The sequence below is a fragment of the Burkholderia sp. 567 genome, assembly GCF_040545115.1.
GTDB classification, from domain to species: Bacteria; Pseudomonadota; Gammaproteobacteria; order Burkholderiales; family Burkholderiaceae; genus Burkholderia; species Burkholderia ambifaria.
The window spans coordinates 13348-29499 of record NZ_JBEPLG010000008.1; the positions used below are offsets into that span (position 1 = coordinate 13348).

Here is a 16152-nt window from a genome sequence, read left to right on the forward strand (position 1 = left end):
GGCGCGCGTCGCGGGTTCGGCGCGGCCCAACGGCGCGCCGAGCTTGTTACACGCGCCCGACGGCACGCCCTTCGGGACAGCCGGCAACGCACGTTCGCACGCCCGCGATGAGCGGGAACAGGCCCCTGATGAAGAGCATTACATCCCGCGACAACCCGCTGTACAAGCGCCTGAAGGCGCTCGCGGGCTCGACGTCTCACCAGCGGCGCGGCGGCCAGGCGCTGCTCGAAGGTTTCCATCTCGCCGGCGCGTATCTCGATACGGGCGCGACACCGGAGCTGTGCGTCGCGACCGAAGGCGCGCTCGCGCACGCCGAAGCGCAGGCGATCATCGCGCGCATCGACGCGCAGCGGGTCGTCACGCTGCCCGACGCGCTATTCGGCCAGTTGTCGAACGTGGTCAGCGGCGTCGGTTTCCTGCTGCTCGTCGACCGGTCCGTGCAGCCGCTGCCCGAGCGCGTCACGCACACGTCGGTCGTGCTCGACGGCGTGCAGGACGCCGGCAACGTCGGCTCGATCCTGCGCAGCGCGGCGGCGGCCGGCGTGCGGCACGTGTTCTGCGCGCCGGGCACCGCGTATGCGTGGTCGTCGAAGGTGCTGCGTTCGGGGATGGGCGCGCACTTCCTGCTGTCGATCCACGAGGATGTCGAGCCGGATGCGCTCGCCGCGCGGCTCGACGTACCGGTCGCGCTGACGGATTCGCACGGCGCGCAAGCGGTCTTCGACTGCGATCTGGCCGGGCCCGTCGCCTGGGTGTTCGGCAACGAGGGCGCCGGCGTGTCGGCGTTCTGGCGCGATGCGGCCACGCATCGCGTGACGATTCCGCAGCCCGGTGGAATGGAGTCCCTGAATGTCGCGGCCGCGGCGGCGGTGTGCCTGTTCGAGCAGGTGCGGCAGCAGCGGCGCGCATGACATGACGCCGTGACGCACGGCGTTGCTGGCGCGTATCCCGCATCACGAAAAAAGGCCGCGTAAGCGGCTTTTTTGCTGTTGGCGGCGGCCTGACGGCGGCCGGTGCGCCGGTCGTCAGTACGACTGCCGGTCGAGACGGATTTCCTGCAGGATCGTCGTCGCGATTTCCTCGATCGACTTGTGCGTCGACGACAGCCACTTGATCCCTTCGCGTCGCATCATCGCCTCGGCCTCGTTGATCTCGTAGCGGCAGTTCTCCGGCGCCGCGTACTTGCTGCCGGGGCGGCGTTCGTTGCGGATCTCCGACAGGCGCTGCGGGTCGATCGACAGCCCGAACAGCTTGTCGCGATGCGGTGTCAGCGCCGACGGCAGCTTGCCGCGCTCGAAGTCTTCCGGAATCAGCGGATAGTTGGCCGCCTTCACGCCGTACTGCATCGCGAGATACAGGCTCGTCGGCGTCTTGCCGCTGCGCGACACGCCGACCAGGATCACGTCGGCTTCGGACAGGTTGCGGTTCGACTGGCCGTCGTCGTGCGCGAGCGAGAAGTTGATCGCCTCGATCCGCGTCTTGTATTCCTCGGTATCGGCGTTCTGGTGGCCGCGGCCCATCGCGTGGCTCGACTTCAGCTCCAGTTCCTGCTCGAGCGGCTCGACGAAGCGCTGGAACATGTCCAGCACGAGCGCGTTCGAGCGCTTGACGATGTCGTTCGACTCGCTGTCGACCAGCGTCGTGAAGACGATCGCGCGGCGGCCGTCGTGCACGGCGGCGTCGTTGATCTTCTCGACGGTCGCATAGGCTTTCTCGAGCGAGTCGACGAACGGCAGGCGCACGAGACGGAATTTCTGGTCGAACTGGGAGAGGATCGAATGCGCGAAGGTTTCGGCAGTGATCCCGGTGCCGTCGGAGACGATGAAAACGGTAGGCAGCATGAATCTGGGCGTCGAGCGTGAAGGGCGGTTGCGCGGGCGGCTGGAGGTTCGCCTCCAGACGCGGAGACAAGGTCGCGCCACATCCGGCAGCCGGCACGGTAGAATAGCGGCAACCTGTTGGATAAGCAATTGCAGGGGCAGGATACGAACGGCGCCCCAGGCTTGGCCGCTCGATTCGAAAACTCCCGGCAAGTTCGGCGATTCGTCTGAATATATCGCCCTTCTGCCGGGATTTTTGCAAATCGGGTCGGACGATTTTTCGCTGATCTTTCGCCCACGCGATTGTTTCTCCAACAGGTTGCGCAAGACGCGCCGCGCCTTTTTGCAGGCGCCCGCGTCCGAGCCCACTTGCGCAATCGAGCATTTTTTTCACACTTAGGGGCTTGTATGACTAACGCAGCAAACGTCGCAAAGGACCAGGCGTATGTAATCCCGTTCGAGCAGTTGCGGATGACCGATGTGGAGATCGTGGGCGGCAAGAATGCGTCGCTCGGCGAGATGATCAGCCAGCTTTCCGAAGCAGGCGTTCGCGTACCCACCGGTTTCGCCACGACCGCGCTCGCCTTCCGTGATTTCCTCAAGCACAACGATCTGACCGATCGCATCGCCAAGCGTCTCGAGTCGCTCGACATCGACGACGTGAAGGCGCTCGCCGAAGCCGGTGCCGAAATCCGCAAATGGATCGTCGATGCGCCGATGCAGGCACGTCTCGAAGAGGAAATTCGCGCCCAGTTCGAAATCCTGAAGAGCGGCTCGCCGGCCGAGCTGTCGTTCGCCGTGCGTTCGTCCGCGACCGCGGAAGACCTGCCCGACGCGTCGTTCGCCGGTCAGCAGGAGTCGTATCTGAACGTCGTCGGCATCGACGACGTCCTCGATCGCATGAAGCACGTGTTCGCGTCGCTCTACAACGACCGCGCGATCTCGTATCGCGTGCACAAGGGCTTCACGCACGCCGAGGTCGCACTGTCGGCCGGCGTGCAGCGCATGGTCCGCTCGGACGTCGGCGCGGCCGGCGTGATGTTCACGATCGACACCGAATCGGGCTTCAAGGACGCCGTGTTCATCACGTCGAGCTACGGCCTGGGCGAAACCGTCGTGCAGGGCGCCGTGAACCCGGACGAGTTCTACGTGTTCAAGACGACGCTCGCGCAGGACAAGTACCCGATCATCCGCCGCTCGATCGGCTCGAAGCTGATCAAGATGGAATTCACGCAGCCGGGCGAGCCGGGCCGCGTGAAGACGGTCGACGTGCCGCACGAGCAGCGCAACCGCTACTCGATCACCGACGAAGACGTGATCGAGCTCGCGAAGTACGCGGTCATCATCGAGAAGCACTACCAGCGTCCGATGGACATCGAGTGGGGCAAGGACGGCCGCGACGGCAAGATCTTCATCCTGCAGGCACGTCCGGAAACGGTGAAGAGCCAGGCGAGCGGCAAGGCCGAGCAGCGCTTCAAGCTGAAGGGCCAGTCGCAGGTGCTGGCGACGGGCCGCGCGATCGGCCAGAAGATCGGCGCGGGCCCCGTGCGCGTGATCCAGGATCCGTCGGAAATGGAACGCGTGCAGCCGGGCGACGTGCTGGTGGCCGACATGACCGACCCGAACTGGGAGCCGGTGATGAAGCGTGCGGCGGCGATCGTCACGAACCGTGGCGGCCGCACCTGCCACGCGGCGATCATCGCGCGTGAGCTCGGCGTGCCGGCAGTCGTCGGCTGCGGCGATGCGACCGACGTGCTGAAGGACGGCGCGCTCGTCACCGTGTCGTGCGCGGAAGGCGACGAAGGCAAGATCTACGACGGGCTGCTCGAGACGGAAGTCACGGAAGTGCAGCGCGGCGAGCTGCCGGAAATCCCGGTCAAGATCATGATGAACGTCGGCAACCCGCAGCTCGCGTTCGACTTCTCGCAACTGCCGAACGCTGGTGTTGGCCTCGCGCGTCTCGAGTTCATCATCAACAACAACATCGGCGTGCACCCGAAGGCGATCCTCGAGTACCCGAACATCGACCAGGACCTGAAGAAGGCGGTCGAGAGCGTCGCGCGTGGTCACGCGTCGCCGCGCCAGTTCTACGTCGACAAGCTGACTGAAGGCGTCGCGACGATCGCCGCGGCGTTCTATCCGAAGCCCGTGATCGTGCGTCTGTCCGACTTCAAGTCGAACGAGTACAAGAAGCTGATCGGCGGTTCGCGCTACGAGCCGGACGAGGAAAACCCGATGCTGGGTTTCCGCGGCGCGTCGCGCTACATCGCGGAAGACTTCGCGCAGGCGTTCGAGATGGAGTGCCGTGCACTGAAGCGCGTGCGCGACGAGATGGGCCTGACCAACGTCGAGATCATGGTGCCGTTCGTGCGTACCGTGAAGCAGGCGGAGCGCGTGGTCGGCCTGCTCGAGAAGTTCGGCCTGAAGCGCGGCGAGAACGGCCTGCGCCTCGTGATGATGTGTGAAGTCCCGACCAACGCGATTCTTGCCGAAGAGTTCCTGCAACACTTCGACGGTTTCTCGATCGGTTCGAACGACCTCACGCAGCTCACGCTCGGCCTCGATCGCGACTCGGGCATGGAACTGCTGGCCGTCGACTTCGACGAACGCGACCCGGCCGTCAAGTTCCTGTTGAAGCGTGCAATCGATACCTGCCTGCGGATGGGCAAGTACGTCGGCATCTGCGGCCAGGGCCCGTCCGATCACCCGGACTTCGCGCAGTGGCTGACCGACGAAGGCATCGTGTCGATCTCGCTGAACCCGGACACGATCATCGATACGTGGCAGGCGCTCGCCAACCGGAAGTAACGGTCGGTCATGCAGCCTTGACGAAAGGGCGGCCCGCCGCTCTTTCGATGAAGGCAGAATGCAAGGTTCATGCTATAAACACCCCGGTAGGCACCGGGGTGTTTTTGTTTGTACTCACCGAACCGCGAACATGGCGAGCGTGAGGGCGTTTTTCGGGAGACCACAATGATGTCGGGGCATCTGTTCTGGTGGGTCGGAGTCGGCGTGCTGGTCGTCGCCGAATTGCTGACCGGCACGTTCTATCTGCTGATGATCGCGCTCGGCTTTCTCGCGGGCGCGCTGCTGCAGCTCGCCGGTTTCGCGCTGCACGTGCAGGTCGCGGCGGCCGCCGCGGTCGCGATCATCGCGATGATCGTGCTGCGTCGCTCGGGGCTCGGGCGCAAGCAGAAACGCGACACGTCGGCGAATCCGGACGTCAATCTCGATATTGGCTCGACCGTGACGGTCGACGCGTGGCATGACGGCCGCGCGCGCGTGCAGTATCGCGGCGCCGACTGGGACGTCGAGCTCGCGACCGGCGAGCGAGACGATGCACACGAGTATCAGGTGAGTGCCGTGCGCGGCAACAGCCTCGTCGTCGTCGCGAAACCCGCGCGCTGATCATCCACGGATAAAACAAGGAGAGAACATTTCATGGATTCGCTGATCATTTGGGTCGTCCTGCTCGTCATCGCCATCGTGATCGTGTCGAAAACGGTGAAGATCGTGCCGCAGCAGCATGCGTGGGTGCTCGAACGATTCGGGCGCTATCATGCGACGCTGTCGCCCGGTCTCAATATCGTGCTGCCATTCGTCGACCGGATCGCCTATCGGCACGTGCTGAAGGAAATTCCGCTCGACGTGCCGAGCCAGGTCTGCATCACGCGCGACAACACGCAGTTGCAGGTCGACGGTGTGCTGTACTTCCAGGTCACCGATCCGATGAAGGCTTCGTACGGGTCGAGCAACTTCGTGCTCGCGATCACGCAGCTCGCGCAGACGACGCTGCGCTCGGTGGTCGGCAAGCTCGAACTCGACAAGACCTTCGAGGAGCGCGACTTCATCAACCACAATATCGTGTCGGCGCTCGACCAGGCCGCCGCGAACTGGGGCGTGAAAGTGCTGCGCTACGAGATCAAGGATCTGACGCCGCCGAAGGAGATCCTGCACGCGATGCAGGCGCAGATCACCGCCGAGCGGGAAAAGCGCGCGCTGATCGCCGCATCCGAAGGCCGCAAGCAGGAGCAGATCAACCTCGCGTCGGGCGCGCGCGAGGCCGCGATCCAGAAGTCCGAAGGCGAGCGGCAGGCCGCGATCAACCGGGCGCAGGGCGAGGCGTCCGCGATTCTCGCGGTGGCCGAGGCGAACGCGCAGGCAATCCAGAAGATCGCGGGCGCGATCCAGTCGCAGGGCGGGATGGACGCCGTGAACCTGAAGGTCGCCGAACAATATGTCGGCGCGTTCTCGAACCTCGCGAAACAGGGCAACACGCTGATCGTGCCGGCGAACCTGTCGGATCTCGGCACCGCGATCGCGTCCGCGCTGACGATCGTCAAGAACGCGGTGCCCGCCGAGGGCGGGAAGGGCTGAGCGTACGCGCGGTTCCCGACGCCGACGGGCGGGGCATGGCCCGCGCATGCGGCGAATCGTCGCACGGCGGAATCGCGATCCCTTTTGCGTGGTGACGGGCGGCGCAGGGTGTCATCCGGGGTGCTGATCGGCCGCCAGATCGCCACCCGCCCGAATCACGCGATACAAAGCAACACGGCCCGCTTCGAGCGGGCCGTGTCGTTTGCGATGCGGATCGGGTGCGTCAGGTACCGGCGCGCATGATGCGGGCCTTTTCGCGTTCCCAGTCGCGCTTCTTCTCGGTTTCGCGCTTATCGTGCAGCTTCTTGCCCTTCGCGAGCGCGATGTCGCATTTCACGCGACCGCCCTTGTAGTGGAAGTTCAGCGGCACGAGCGTGTAGCCGCGCTGCTCGACCTTGCCGATCAGTTTCTTGATTTCCTCGCGGTGCAGCAGCAGCTTGCGCGTGCGGACCGGATCGGGGTGGATGTGCGTCGAGGCTTCGGGCAGCGGGCTGATATGGGTGCCGATCAGGAAGATCTCCGCGTTCTTGACGACGACGTAGCCTTCCTTGATCTGGCCGCGCCCGGCGCGCAGCGCCTTGACTTCCCAGCCCTCCAGCACGAGCCCCGCCTCGTAGCGTTCCTCGATGTGATAATCGAAGTGCGCTTTCCTGTTGTCGATGATGCTCATGAAAGGATTGGGCCAACTCGTTTAAAATCACGATTTTAGCAAAGCGGGGCGAGAATCGCCCGGCCTTGCGTTCTCACTTCGAGCGATGCCGCGCGATTTATGGCAGATGTCCAGAAAACAGTATTGATCCGTCATTCGGCGGAACAGATGTTCGACCTCGTCACCGACGTGGCCGATTACCCCAATTTCCTGCCCTGGTGCGGCGGCGTCGAGATTCGCCGTCAGGACGACCGCGGGATGGAAGCGCGCATCGACATCAACTTCAAGGGTATCAAGCAGCATTTCGCGACGCGCAACACGCAGCAGCGCCCGACGCGGATCGACATGGAGTTCGCGGACGGCCCGTTCAAGAAGTTCACGGGCTCGTGGCGCTTCATTCCGCTGCGCGCCGATGCGTGCAAGATCGAATTCGCGCTGCACTACGAGTTCTCGAGCATCCTGCTCGAGAAGATCATCGGGCCGGTGTTCAGCCATATCGCGAACACGTTCGTCGATTCGTTCGTGAAGCGCGCCGACCAGCGCTACGGGAAGGGGTGACACGATGCTGTCGATCGAAGTCTGCTATGCGCTGCCGGATCGCCAGACGCTGATTCCGGTGTCGCTGCCCGAAGGCGCGACCGTGCGCGCGGCGATCGACGCGAGCGGGGTGCTCGCGCTGCACCCGGAGATCGATCTCGCCCACGCGAAAACCGGCGTGTTCGGCAAGCTCGCGTCCCTCGACACGCCGCTCGCCGACCACGATCGCGTCGAGATCTACCGACCGTTGATCGTCGATCCGAAGCTCGCACGCCAGCGGCGCGTCGACAAGACCCGCCGCGAGGGCTCCGTCGAGGGCCGCAAGTGGATGCACAAGGACGCGCGCTGACGCATTGCTGCAGCGTCGTTCCCGTACTTTCGTTCCGATTCGTCAGACCAGCCGCGGACGCGCTCAGTGGGCCGTGACGTTCGCGCGGCCGGGCGTAGCGCCTCCCGCGTGCGTGTCGCCGTGGCGGCGCACCGACGCGTAGACGCCCGCCAGCAGCAGCGCGAGCGCCGCGATTTCGAGCGTGCGCGGCATCCGGTGGTCGTAGATGAACGCGTAGAGCATCGCGAACACGGTTTCGAACACGATCAGCTGGCCCGACAGCGTGAGCGGCAGCCGCTTCGACGCCGCGTTCCACAGTCCGTTGCCGAGCCACGACGCGCCGATCGCCAGCGCGAGGTTCAGCAGCCAGAACAGCTGCCAGCGTGATGTCGGGACGGCCGCCTGCGCCATGCCGGCCGGCAGCGCGAGGATCGCGAGCCAGCAGAGACCGCCGATCAGGCCCGTCACGACACCCCACAGCACCGACCACTCGTTGCCGCCGAAATGATGGTGGCGCTGCAGGTAGCGCGCGTTCGCAACCGCGTACCAGGTCCAGCTTGCCAGCGCGCCGCATGCGCACGCGATGCCGGCGAGTTTCTGGCCGAGCGTCGTCGCGTGCGCGGCTTCCGAGGTGAAGAGGTCGACGTTGATGCAGACGATGCCGGCGATCACCAGCGCGAGCGGCGCGGCGAGCCGCCGCAGCGGCACCGCGCCATGGTCGCCGAGGCCCGCGAGCGTGACGGTCACGGGCAGCACGCCGACGATCAGCGAGCTGGGCGCGATGCCGATCAGGTGCACCGCGCCGGACAGCAGCATGTAGTACGCGACGTTGCCGACGAGCGCGAGCTTCACGAGCGCGACGAGATCCTCGCGCGTCAGCCGCGCGAGCAGCGAGCGGGCGGCCGGCAAGGCCGCCGCCAGCGACACGAGGCCGTACATCGCATAGCGGCCCGCGCTCAGCAGCAGCGGCGAGAAGTCGGTCATCAGCCGCGGCACGAGAAACACCATGCCCCACAACGCGCCTGCCAGGACGCCATACACCACACCGCGCTGCATCGACTGCTCCGAACGAAAGACTGACGAGCGCGCATCTTAGCGATGGCGACGCGAGCGCGTCTTGTTCATTCCTGCACTCGGAAGCGGGTGGCGTTCGGGATCGGCCGCGAGATCTGCCGCGATCCGGTCCTGTTTGCCGCGGGTCGCGGATCGCGGCGGGCAGGCAGGCCCTTCGACGACCGGCGGATCAGCCCTCGGCCGGTTCGGCCGCCGCCGTACTGTCGCCCGCCGCGGATGACCGCGCGGGGCGGCGCACGGCGCGCAGCTTGCCGCTGTTGCCGCCGCCGCAGTAGAACGTGTCGCGACCGTCGGACTCCAGCCCCGACACGCCGACGCCAGGCGGCATGTCGACCTGCTCGAGCACCTGACCGGTGCGCGGGTCGATCCGTCGCAGCTCGCTCTCGTCGGCCTCCCAGGTGCCGTGCCACAGCTCGCCGTCGACCCACGTCACGCCGGTAACGAAGCGGTTCGATTCGATCGTGCGCAGCACGGCGCCCGATTGCGGATCCACCTGATGAATCTTGCGCTCGCGGTATTGGCCGACCCACAGCGTGCCTTCGGCCCACGCGAGCCCGGAATCGGCGCCGCCGCCGGGCGCGGGTATCGTCGCGAGCACGCGGCCCGAATCGGGATCGATCTTCTCGATGCGGTCCTCGACGATCTGGAACAGGTGGCGCCCGTCGAACGCGGTGCCCGCGTGCGCGGCGACGTCGAGTGTGCGTACGGTCGTGCCGCGCTCCGGGTCGAGCGCGTTCAGCTTGTCGCCGGACGCGAACCACACGTGCTGCCCGTCGAACGTGACGCCGTGCACGCCGTCGCCGCCCGGAAACGGGCCGTATTCGCGGAGGATGTTTGCGGTGGAGCGTTTCATCAGAATTTGCTCCGAGAAACCCCGCCATTGATGGCGGGAAGGAAAGGCGTGCTGTTGACAGGCAGCTTCTTCCACGGGTTAGGATCACCGGCATGATCCTTGTCTACCGCTACCGGGTGAAGTCGCTCAACGGACTGCTCAACAAGCAGAGCCGTGCGGTGAACTACGTCTGGAACTTCTGCAATGACACGCAGCAGCACGCGCTCAAGTGGAGCAAGAAATGGCCGACGGGTTTTGAACTGAACGTGTTGACCACCGGCAGTAGCAAGGAACTCGGCATCCACTCCGGCACGATCAACGCGACGTGCGAGCAATATGCGAAGTCGCGCAGTCAGCACCGGCGACCTTACTTGCGCTATCGGGGCAAAAAGTCTCTTGGCTGGGTGCCGCTGAAGGGCCGTGACCTGAAGCGCGAGGGCGATGCGTTCCGTTTCGCCGGCAACACGTTTCGCGTATTCAACAGCCGGCTGCTTCCCGAAGGCAAGATCAAGGACGGGACCAACTTTGCGCAGGATGCGCGTGGCAACTGGTTTCTCAACATCGTGATCGAGATGCCCGATGTGCAGGCCCGCCCAATCCGTTCCGGCGTCGGCATCGATCTCGGCCTGAAAGACTTCGCCACACTTTCGACCGGCGAGAAGCTGCCCAATGACCGATTCGGCCGACGCGCGGCGGAGAAACTGGCGAAAGCGCAACGGGCGCGAAAGTACAAGCGGCATATCGCGAAGTTGCACGCCAAGGTCGCGAATGCCCGTGCCGATTTCCAGCATAAGCTCGCGCTCGATCTGGTGCGGCGTTTCGATTACCTCGCGGTCGGCAACGTGTCGGCCGCGAAGCTCGCCAGAACCAGGATGGCGAAGAGCGTCTACGACGCGTCCTGGTCGTCCTTCCGAAACAAGCTCCGCTACAAAGCGATCGCGCACGGAGCCAGGTTCGAGGAAGTCGACGAAAGCGGTTCTACCCAGTCCTGTTCGTCGTGCGGGTCGAGAGACAGCACGACGCGGCCGAAAGGTATCGCGGGACTGCGAATGAGAGAGTGGGCCTGCGATGGCTGTGGTGTCGTGCATGATCGTGATATCAACGCTGCGCTGAACATTCTCCGATGCGGACGTGCATCGCCAGGTGTGGGAATCACCTGCCTTTAGGCGGGTGAGGACGTCAAGTCTGTCGCCTCGTCGTTGGTGTACCCATCCTAGTCGCCCGGCAGCGGCGCGGGGAGTAACAAGGTCGTCGCGAAACCGGGCAGCGGCGGCGTCATCCAGCGACGCGCGCGACCGCGGCCGAGCGCCTGCACCTTGTCCGCTTCGGCGAGTGTGTCGAGCGCACGCTGGACGGTGCGCTGGCTCGCACCGAGCGCGAGGGCGAGAGCGGAACTCGACCACGCCTCGCCGTCCGCGAGCAGCGCGAGCACGGCCGCGTGGCGGTCGTCGACGGGGCGCGCGAGCACGACGGTCTCGCGCGGGCCGAGCGGTTCGAGCGCGAAGCCGTGCGGCGTCGCGGTGACGTTCGCGAGCGGCCGCAGCATCGCGCGCAGGCGGCCGATCTCGACGCGCAGGCGGGCGCGATGCGATTCGTCCGCGTGTTTCGCGCGAAACGCCGCGGCGACGAGTGCGTTTCTCGACACGTCGCCGGGCCATGCCTCGCCGAGCAGGCGGGCGAGCACGAACAGCACCGGGCGGCGCGCGAGCGACACGGTCGTGCGCGCGTCGCGCACCGCGTGGCGGCATGCATCGACGACGAGTGTGTTCGATTCCAGCAGCGCCTCGACCTCGTCGAGCAGCACGAGCCGCGACGCGCCGCGCGCAATGAGCCGCGCGGCCGGCGTATCGAGCACGCGCGCGGCCGTGTCGACTTCGGCCGTCAGCGCGGCGATGCCGGCGTCCCGTGCGGCCGCGCGCGCACGGGCGAGCGCCAGGCGCGCCGCGTGCGGGCGGATGCGGCGCATCGCGATGCCGGCCGCGATCAGTTCGTGCGCCGCGCGCGACGCGGCCGGTAGCGGTGCGGGATCGAGGCTCGCGAGCCGGCGTTCGGCGTCGTCGACGTGCCCGATCAGCAGCAGCCGGCGCACGACGAGATAGCGCGCATGCGCGGCGTTCGCGTGGTCGCCGTGCGCGTCGAGCGTCGCGCAGGCAGCGTCGAGCGACCGCGACGGCCAGCCGAGATCCCGCGACGCCAGCGCGATCTCGGCTTCCGCGACGACGCAGCGCGCCCGCGCGACGGCCTCTTTCGCGCCGAATGCGCGAGCCGCGCCCCGCACGAGCGCCCGCGCACGCTCGAAGTCGCCGAGTTGCGCCATCGCGATGCCGCGCAACGCGAGCGCCGGCGCGTCGTCGCGCAGCGCGACGCGGTTCAGCGCGCCGAGCGGGTCGCCCGCCGCGAGCGCGCGTGCCGCGGCCGTGATCAGCGAATCCATCCGAATCCCGACACAGTTGTCACTCCCTGCCGTCCGATGCCCGGCCCTAATCTAGCACCACGCACACGGCAGATGCGCCGTGCCCGGATCCCTGTCCCAAGGAGGAACCCGCAATGACGAACCATCTCACCGGAACACGCACCGAATGGCTGGCTGCACGCCGCGCGCTGCTCGACGCGGAAAAGGCACTGACACGGCAGAGCGACGAGCTCGCGCGGCGGCGCCAGGCGCTGCCGTGGGTGCGCGTCGACAAGACCTACCGGTTCGATACCGAGCACGGCCCGGCGACGCTCGACGATCTGTTCGGCGGCCGCTCGCAACTGCTCGTCTATCACTTCATGTTCGGCCCCGACTACAAGGCCGGCTGCCCGTCGTGCTCGGCGCTGGCCGATGGCTTCGACGGCTTTGCGGTCCACCTCGCGAACCACGACGTCACGCTCGCCGCGGTGTCGCGCGCGCCGCTCGCGAAGCTGCTCGCGTACCGGCAGCGGATGGGCTGGCGCTTTCCGTGGGCGTCGTCGGACGGCGGAGACTTCAATTTCGACTTCAACGTGTCGTTCACCGAAGCGCAGCAGCGCGCGGGCGACGTCGAATACAACTACGCACGGGCCGGCCACGCGATGGACATGGACCCGCCGCCGGCCGCCGTCGCGCAGTTCGCGGCGACGTGCGGCACCGACGCCGCTACGTACTCGCGCGACCGGCCAGGGATGAGCGCGTTCGTGCGCGAGGACGGCGTCGTCTATCACACGTATTCGACCTACGCGCGCGGGCTCGACGGACTGTGGGGCATGTACCAGTGGCTCGATCGCGCGCCGCTCGGGCGCAACGAGACCGGCGTGTGGTGGCGTCGCCATGACGAATACGCACGCGGTTGAGCGCGGGTCGAGCGGCAACGGGAGCGCGTGATGGGCATCGCGACGAAACCGGCTGCGACCGGCGCTGCGGGCGGCGGCCGGCTCGCGTTGGGCGCCGCACTCGCCGCGGTGTTCGCCGCCGCCGTGTGGGCGACGCTCGCGCAGCACGCGTCGATGGATGCGATCGGCGGCATGCCGATGGCGGGTGGCTGGACGCTGTCGGCCGGGTGGCTCAGGCCGTGCGGATGGCGGGCAGGGCACGCGTTCGCCGGGTTCGCCGGCATGTGGGGCGCGATGACGGTGACGATGATGCTGCCGGTGCTGGCGCCGGTGCTCTGGCGATACCGGCAAAGCCTCGGCCCGGTGGGCGACGCGCGTGCGGCAGGGTTCGTCGCGATTGCGGGCGCCGGGTATTTCTCGGTGTGGATGGCCATCGGTGCGGTGGTGTTTCCCGTCGGCGCTGCGTTGGCGGCGGCCGCCACGCGGCTCTTCGCACTCGCTGCCGCAATGCCGTTTGCGGCCGGCGCGGTCATGCTTGGCGCCGGCGTGCTGCAGTTTTCCGGCTGGAAGATGCGCCGGCTGGCCTGCTGCCGGCATGCACCCGATGACGAAGGTGCGCGGCGGGCAGGGGCCGGCGCCGCGTGGCGGCACGGCGTGCGGGCCGCGCTGCGGTGCGGCGCGTGCTGCGGGAACCTGATGGCCGTTGCACTGGCGGCCGGCATGATGGATCTCCGCGTGATGGCCGTCGTGACGGTGGCCATCGCCGCCGAGCGGCTGGTTCCCGCCGGCGAGCGCCTCGCGCGGATCGTCGGAGGCGTCGCGACCGGCGCCGGCGCAATGATGATCGCGTGCGCCGCGGCGGGGCTCGCCTAGCGGTGCTCGCGGCCGCCAACGCGCATCGAGCGGGGGCGCCGTCGGTTGCCGCGTCGTACGGCAACGACGCGCGCTCGGCCCGAATCCCGGCCGGCTGCGCGAATGGGTCGATGCCCGGGTGAAACGAAAAGCGATCGAAAACGAACCGAACGGCGATCCGAACGATTCGGCCCCCGAACGCTCGAAGGCGGCTAACCCGTTGTTCGTGTTGTGAAAATTCGCAGCGCTTCGCGTATAATTCGCTTTTGCGCCCATAGGATTTGCCATGCGTCTGATCCAAAAAGCACTCACTTTCGATGACGTGCTCCTCGTTCCCGCCTTCTCCGACGTTCTCCCGCGTGACACCAGCCTGAAGACCAAGCTGACCCGCAACATCTCCCTGAACATGCCGCTCGTGTCCGCCGCGATGGACACGGTCACCGAAGGTCGCCTCGCGATCGCGATGGCGCAGCAGGGTGGTGTGGGTATCGTCCACAAGAACCTCACGCCGGCCGAGCAGGCCCGCGAGGTCGCGAAAGTCAAGCGTTTCGAATCGGGCGTCGTGCGCGACCCGATCACGGTCCCGCCGCAGATGAAGGTGCGCGACGTGATCGCGCTGTCGCGTCAGCATGGCATCTCGGGCTTCCCGGTCGTCGAAGGCCCGCAACTCGTCGGCATCGTCACGAACCGCGACCTGCGTTTCGAATCGCGCCTCGACGAACCGGTCAAGTCGATCATGACGCCGCGCGAGCGTCTCGTCACGGTCAAGGAAGGCACGCCGCTCGCCGAAGCGAAGGCGCTGATGCACAGCCACCGCCTCGAGCGCGTGCTGGTCGTCAACGACGCGTTCGAACTGCGCGGCCTGATGACCGTCAAGGACATCACGAAGCAGACCGAACACCCGGATGCGTGCAAGGACGAACACGGCAAGCTGCGCGCAGGCGCGGCGGTCGGCGTCGGCCCCGACAACGAAGAGCGCGTCGAGCTGCTGGTGCAGGCCGGCGTCGACGTGATCGTCGTCGATACCGCGCATGGTCACAGCAAGGGCGTGCTGGAGCGCGTGCGCTGGGTCAAGCAGAACTTCCCGCACGTCGAGGTGATCGGCGGCAACATCGCGACGGCCGCTGCCGCGAAGGCGCTCGTCGAATACGGCGCGGACGCGGTCAAGGTCGGTATCGGCCCGGGCTCGATCTGCACGACGCGGATCGTCGCGGGCGTCGGCGTGCCGCAGATCAGCGCGATCGCGAACGTGTCGGAAGCGCTGAAGGGCACCGGCGTGCCGTGCATCGCCGATGGTGGCGTGCGTTTCTCGGGCGACGTGTCGAAGGCCCTCGCGGCCGGCGCGAACGCGGTGATGATGGGCAGCATGTTCGCGGGCACCGAAGAGGCGCCGGGCGACGTGTTCCTGTATCAGGGCCGTCAGTACAAGTCGTATCGCGGCATGGGTTCGGTCGGCGCGATGAAGGACGGCGCGGCGGACCGCTACTTCCAGGACAACTCCGCGAACATCGACAAGCTCGTGCCGGAAGGCATCGAAGGCCGCGTCGCGTACAAGGGCTCGGTCAACGCGATCCTGTTCCAGCTGGTCGGCGGCGTGCGTGCGAGCATGGGCTACTGCGGCTGCCGCACGATCGACGAGCTGCACGACAAGGCCGAATTCGTCCAGATCACCGCGGCGGGCATGCGCGAGTCGCACGTGCACGACGTGCAGATCACGAAGGAAGCACCGAACTACCACGTGGACTAAGCGCCGATGAAACCGCTGCTGCGAGCCGTGCTGATCGTCGATGCCATGCTGCTGCTGGGGTTCGGCGTGCTGTTCGTGCTGACACCCTGGCAGGCGCTGTTCAATGCGCTCCAACTCGCGAACATCCAGCCGGCGATGCTCGGCCAGGCGTTCGGCATCGCGCTGCTCGGGCTCGCGTGGCTCGCGTTCCATGCGGCGGTCAACGGCGAACTCACGACGCCCGTCGCGCGCGTGGTCGGTCATGTGAACTGGCTGATCGGCGTGCTGACGGTCGTGTGGTCGTTCGGCACCGGCAACGGTCCCGCGCTCGCGGCCGCCGGCCGCGTGCTGTCGGCGCTGGCCGGTATTGCGCTGATCGTGCTCGGCCTCGGCGGCGTGCGGCTCGCATCGGCCGTGCGGCGGCGCGAGAAGGCGCTGGTGCTCGAGACCCGCGACGCGAAGCGTCCGGCCGAACCGGCGCCGGCGTCCGCACCGCAGCAGCGGGTCGAACCGGTCGTCAGCCGGCCGGTCGCGCCTGCGGCGCCCGCCGCGGCAGCCACGCCGGCCGCAGCCGACCGATTGTCAGGCAGCGTCGCATTCGACGCGCGCCCGCCGTCGCGGGATTGACCGGCGATGCGTCGCGCGAGCCGCCTGCCGCCCGACGCC

The 16152-nt window shown here is 67.0% G+C and carries 16 protein-coding genes; 11 read left to right on the plus strand and 5 right to left on the minus strand.

Annotated elements, in window-relative coordinates:
- The first annotated feature begins 128 nt into the window (after positions 1-128).
- On the plus strand, positions 129-911 hold the full coding sequence (locus tag ABIC50_RS22635; RefSeq protein ID WP_354166904.1) for a TrmH family RNA methyltransferase: 783 nt from the start codon (positions 129-131) through the stop codon (positions 909-911).
- 114 nt (positions 912-1025) lie between these two features.
- On the opposite strand, the gene ppsR is transcribed toward ABIC50_RS22635, so the two are convergent.
- Positions 1026-1841 (minus strand): posphoenolpyruvate synthetase regulatory kinase/phosphorylase PpsR, encoded by an 816-nt coding sequence (ppsR, locus tag ABIC50_RS22640; RefSeq protein WP_011657274.1) that lies wholly within the window; start codon positions 1839-1841, stop codon positions 1026-1028.
- 387 nt (positions 1842-2228) lie between these two features.
- Here ppsR and ppsA point away from each other — a divergent pair, with 387 nt between their 5' ends.
- The 3 genes from ppsA (at position 2229) to ABIC50_RS22655 (ending at position 6197) form a co-directional block, all read left to right on the plus strand.
- Positions 2229-4628, plus strand: a complete 2400-nt coding sequence (gene ppsA, locus ABIC50_RS22645) for a phosphoenolpyruvate synthase (RefSeq protein WP_006752165.1) — start codon at positions 2229-2231, stop codon at positions 4626-4628.
- Positions 4629-4793: 165 nt separating this feature from the next.
- Positions 4794-5228: an NfeD family protein gene (locus tag ABIC50_RS22650; RefSeq protein WP_126228085.1), complete on the plus strand. Its 435-nt coding sequence runs from the start codon at positions 4794-4796 to the stop codon at positions 5226-5228.
- Between the two features lie 33 nt (positions 5229-5261).
- The gene (locus ABIC50_RS22655) at positions 5262-6197 is read left to right on the plus strand and encodes an SPFH domain-containing protein (protein WP_011657272.1); all 936 of its coding nucleotides are present in this window, start codon (positions 5262-5264) and stop codon (positions 6195-6197) included.
- A gap of 223 nt (positions 6198-6420) precedes the next feature.
- On the opposite strand, the gene smpB is transcribed toward ABIC50_RS22655, so the two are convergent.
- Positions 6421-6867: an SsrA-binding protein SmpB gene (gene smpB / locus ABIC50_RS22660; protein WP_006752168.1), complete on the minus strand. Its 447-nt coding sequence runs from the start codon at positions 6865-6867 to the stop codon at positions 6421-6423.
- Between the two features lie 99 nt (positions 6868-6966).
- Between smpB and ABIC50_RS22665 the strand changes: the two genes are divergently transcribed.
- Both ABIC50_RS22665 and ABIC50_RS22670 read left to right on the plus strand, forming a co-directional pair.
- Positions 6967-7404: a type II toxin-antitoxin system RatA family toxin gene (locus ABIC50_RS22665; RefSeq protein ID WP_011657270.1), complete on the plus strand. Its 438-nt coding sequence runs from the start codon at positions 6967-6969 to the stop codon at positions 7402-7404.
- Between the two features lie 4 nt (positions 7405-7408).
- The gene (locus tag ABIC50_RS22670; protein ID WP_354166906.1) at positions 7409-7732 is read left to right on the plus strand and encodes an RnfH family protein; all 324 of its coding nucleotides are present in this window, start codon (positions 7409-7411) and stop codon (positions 7730-7732) included.
- Between the two features lie 63 nt (positions 7733-7795).
- Here the strand turns inward: ABIC50_RS22670 and ABIC50_RS22675 are convergent, their stop codons facing one another.
- Positions 7796-8767, minus strand: coding sequence for a DMT family transporter (locus ABIC50_RS22675; RefSeq protein ID WP_354166909.1), 972 nt, complete (start codon positions 8765-8767; stop codon positions 7796-7798).
- 187 nt (positions 8768-8954) lie between these two features.
- The gene (locus ABIC50_RS22680; RefSeq protein WP_354166911.1) at positions 8955-9638 is read right to left on the minus strand and encodes a Vgb family protein; all 684 of its coding nucleotides are present in this window, start codon (positions 9636-9638) and stop codon (positions 8955-8957) included.
- A 92-nt stretch (positions 9639-9730) separates the two neighbouring features.
- Between ABIC50_RS22680 and ABIC50_RS22685 the strand changes: the two genes are divergently transcribed.
- Entirely contained in the window at positions 9731-10783 is a 1053-nt protein-coding gene (locus ABIC50_RS22685) for an RNA-guided endonuclease InsQ/TnpB family protein (RefSeq protein ID WP_354166913.1), read from the plus strand.
- A 47-nt stretch (positions 10784-10830) separates the two neighbouring features.
- Here ABIC50_RS22685 and ABIC50_RS22690 read toward each other — a convergent pair whose 3' ends face one another.
- On the minus strand, positions 10831-12051 hold the full coding sequence (locus ABIC50_RS22690) for a helix-turn-helix domain-containing protein (RefSeq protein ID WP_354166914.1): 1221 nt from the start codon (positions 12049-12051) through the stop codon (positions 10831-10833).
- Between the two features lie 113 nt (positions 12052-12164).
- On the opposite strand from ABIC50_RS22690, the gene ABIC50_RS22695 reads away from it, so the two are divergent.
- From ABIC50_RS22695 to ABIC50_RS22710, 4 genes are all read left to right on the plus strand, one after another.
- A complete protein-coding gene (locus tag ABIC50_RS22695; RefSeq protein WP_354166917.1) occupies positions 12165-12929 on the plus strand; it encodes a DUF899 domain-containing protein in 765 nt (254 codons plus the stop codon).
- A gap of 30 nt (positions 12930-12959) precedes the next feature.
- Complete coding sequence (locus ABIC50_RS22700) at positions 12960-13781, plus strand: copper chaperone (protein ID WP_354166919.1); 822 nt, start codon at positions 12960-12962, stop codon at positions 13779-13781.
- A 265-nt stretch (positions 13782-14046) separates the two neighbouring features.
- Entirely contained in the window at positions 14047-15507 is a 1461-nt protein-coding gene (gene guaB, locus ABIC50_RS22705; RefSeq protein WP_006761441.1) for an IMP dehydrogenase, read from the plus strand.
- Positions 15508-15513: 6 nt separating this feature from the next.
- Positions 15514-16113, plus strand: coding sequence for a hypothetical protein (locus ABIC50_RS22710; RefSeq protein ID WP_354166921.1), 600 nt, complete (start codon positions 15514-15516; stop codon positions 16111-16113).
- Positions 16114-16152 lie beyond the last annotated feature (39 nt).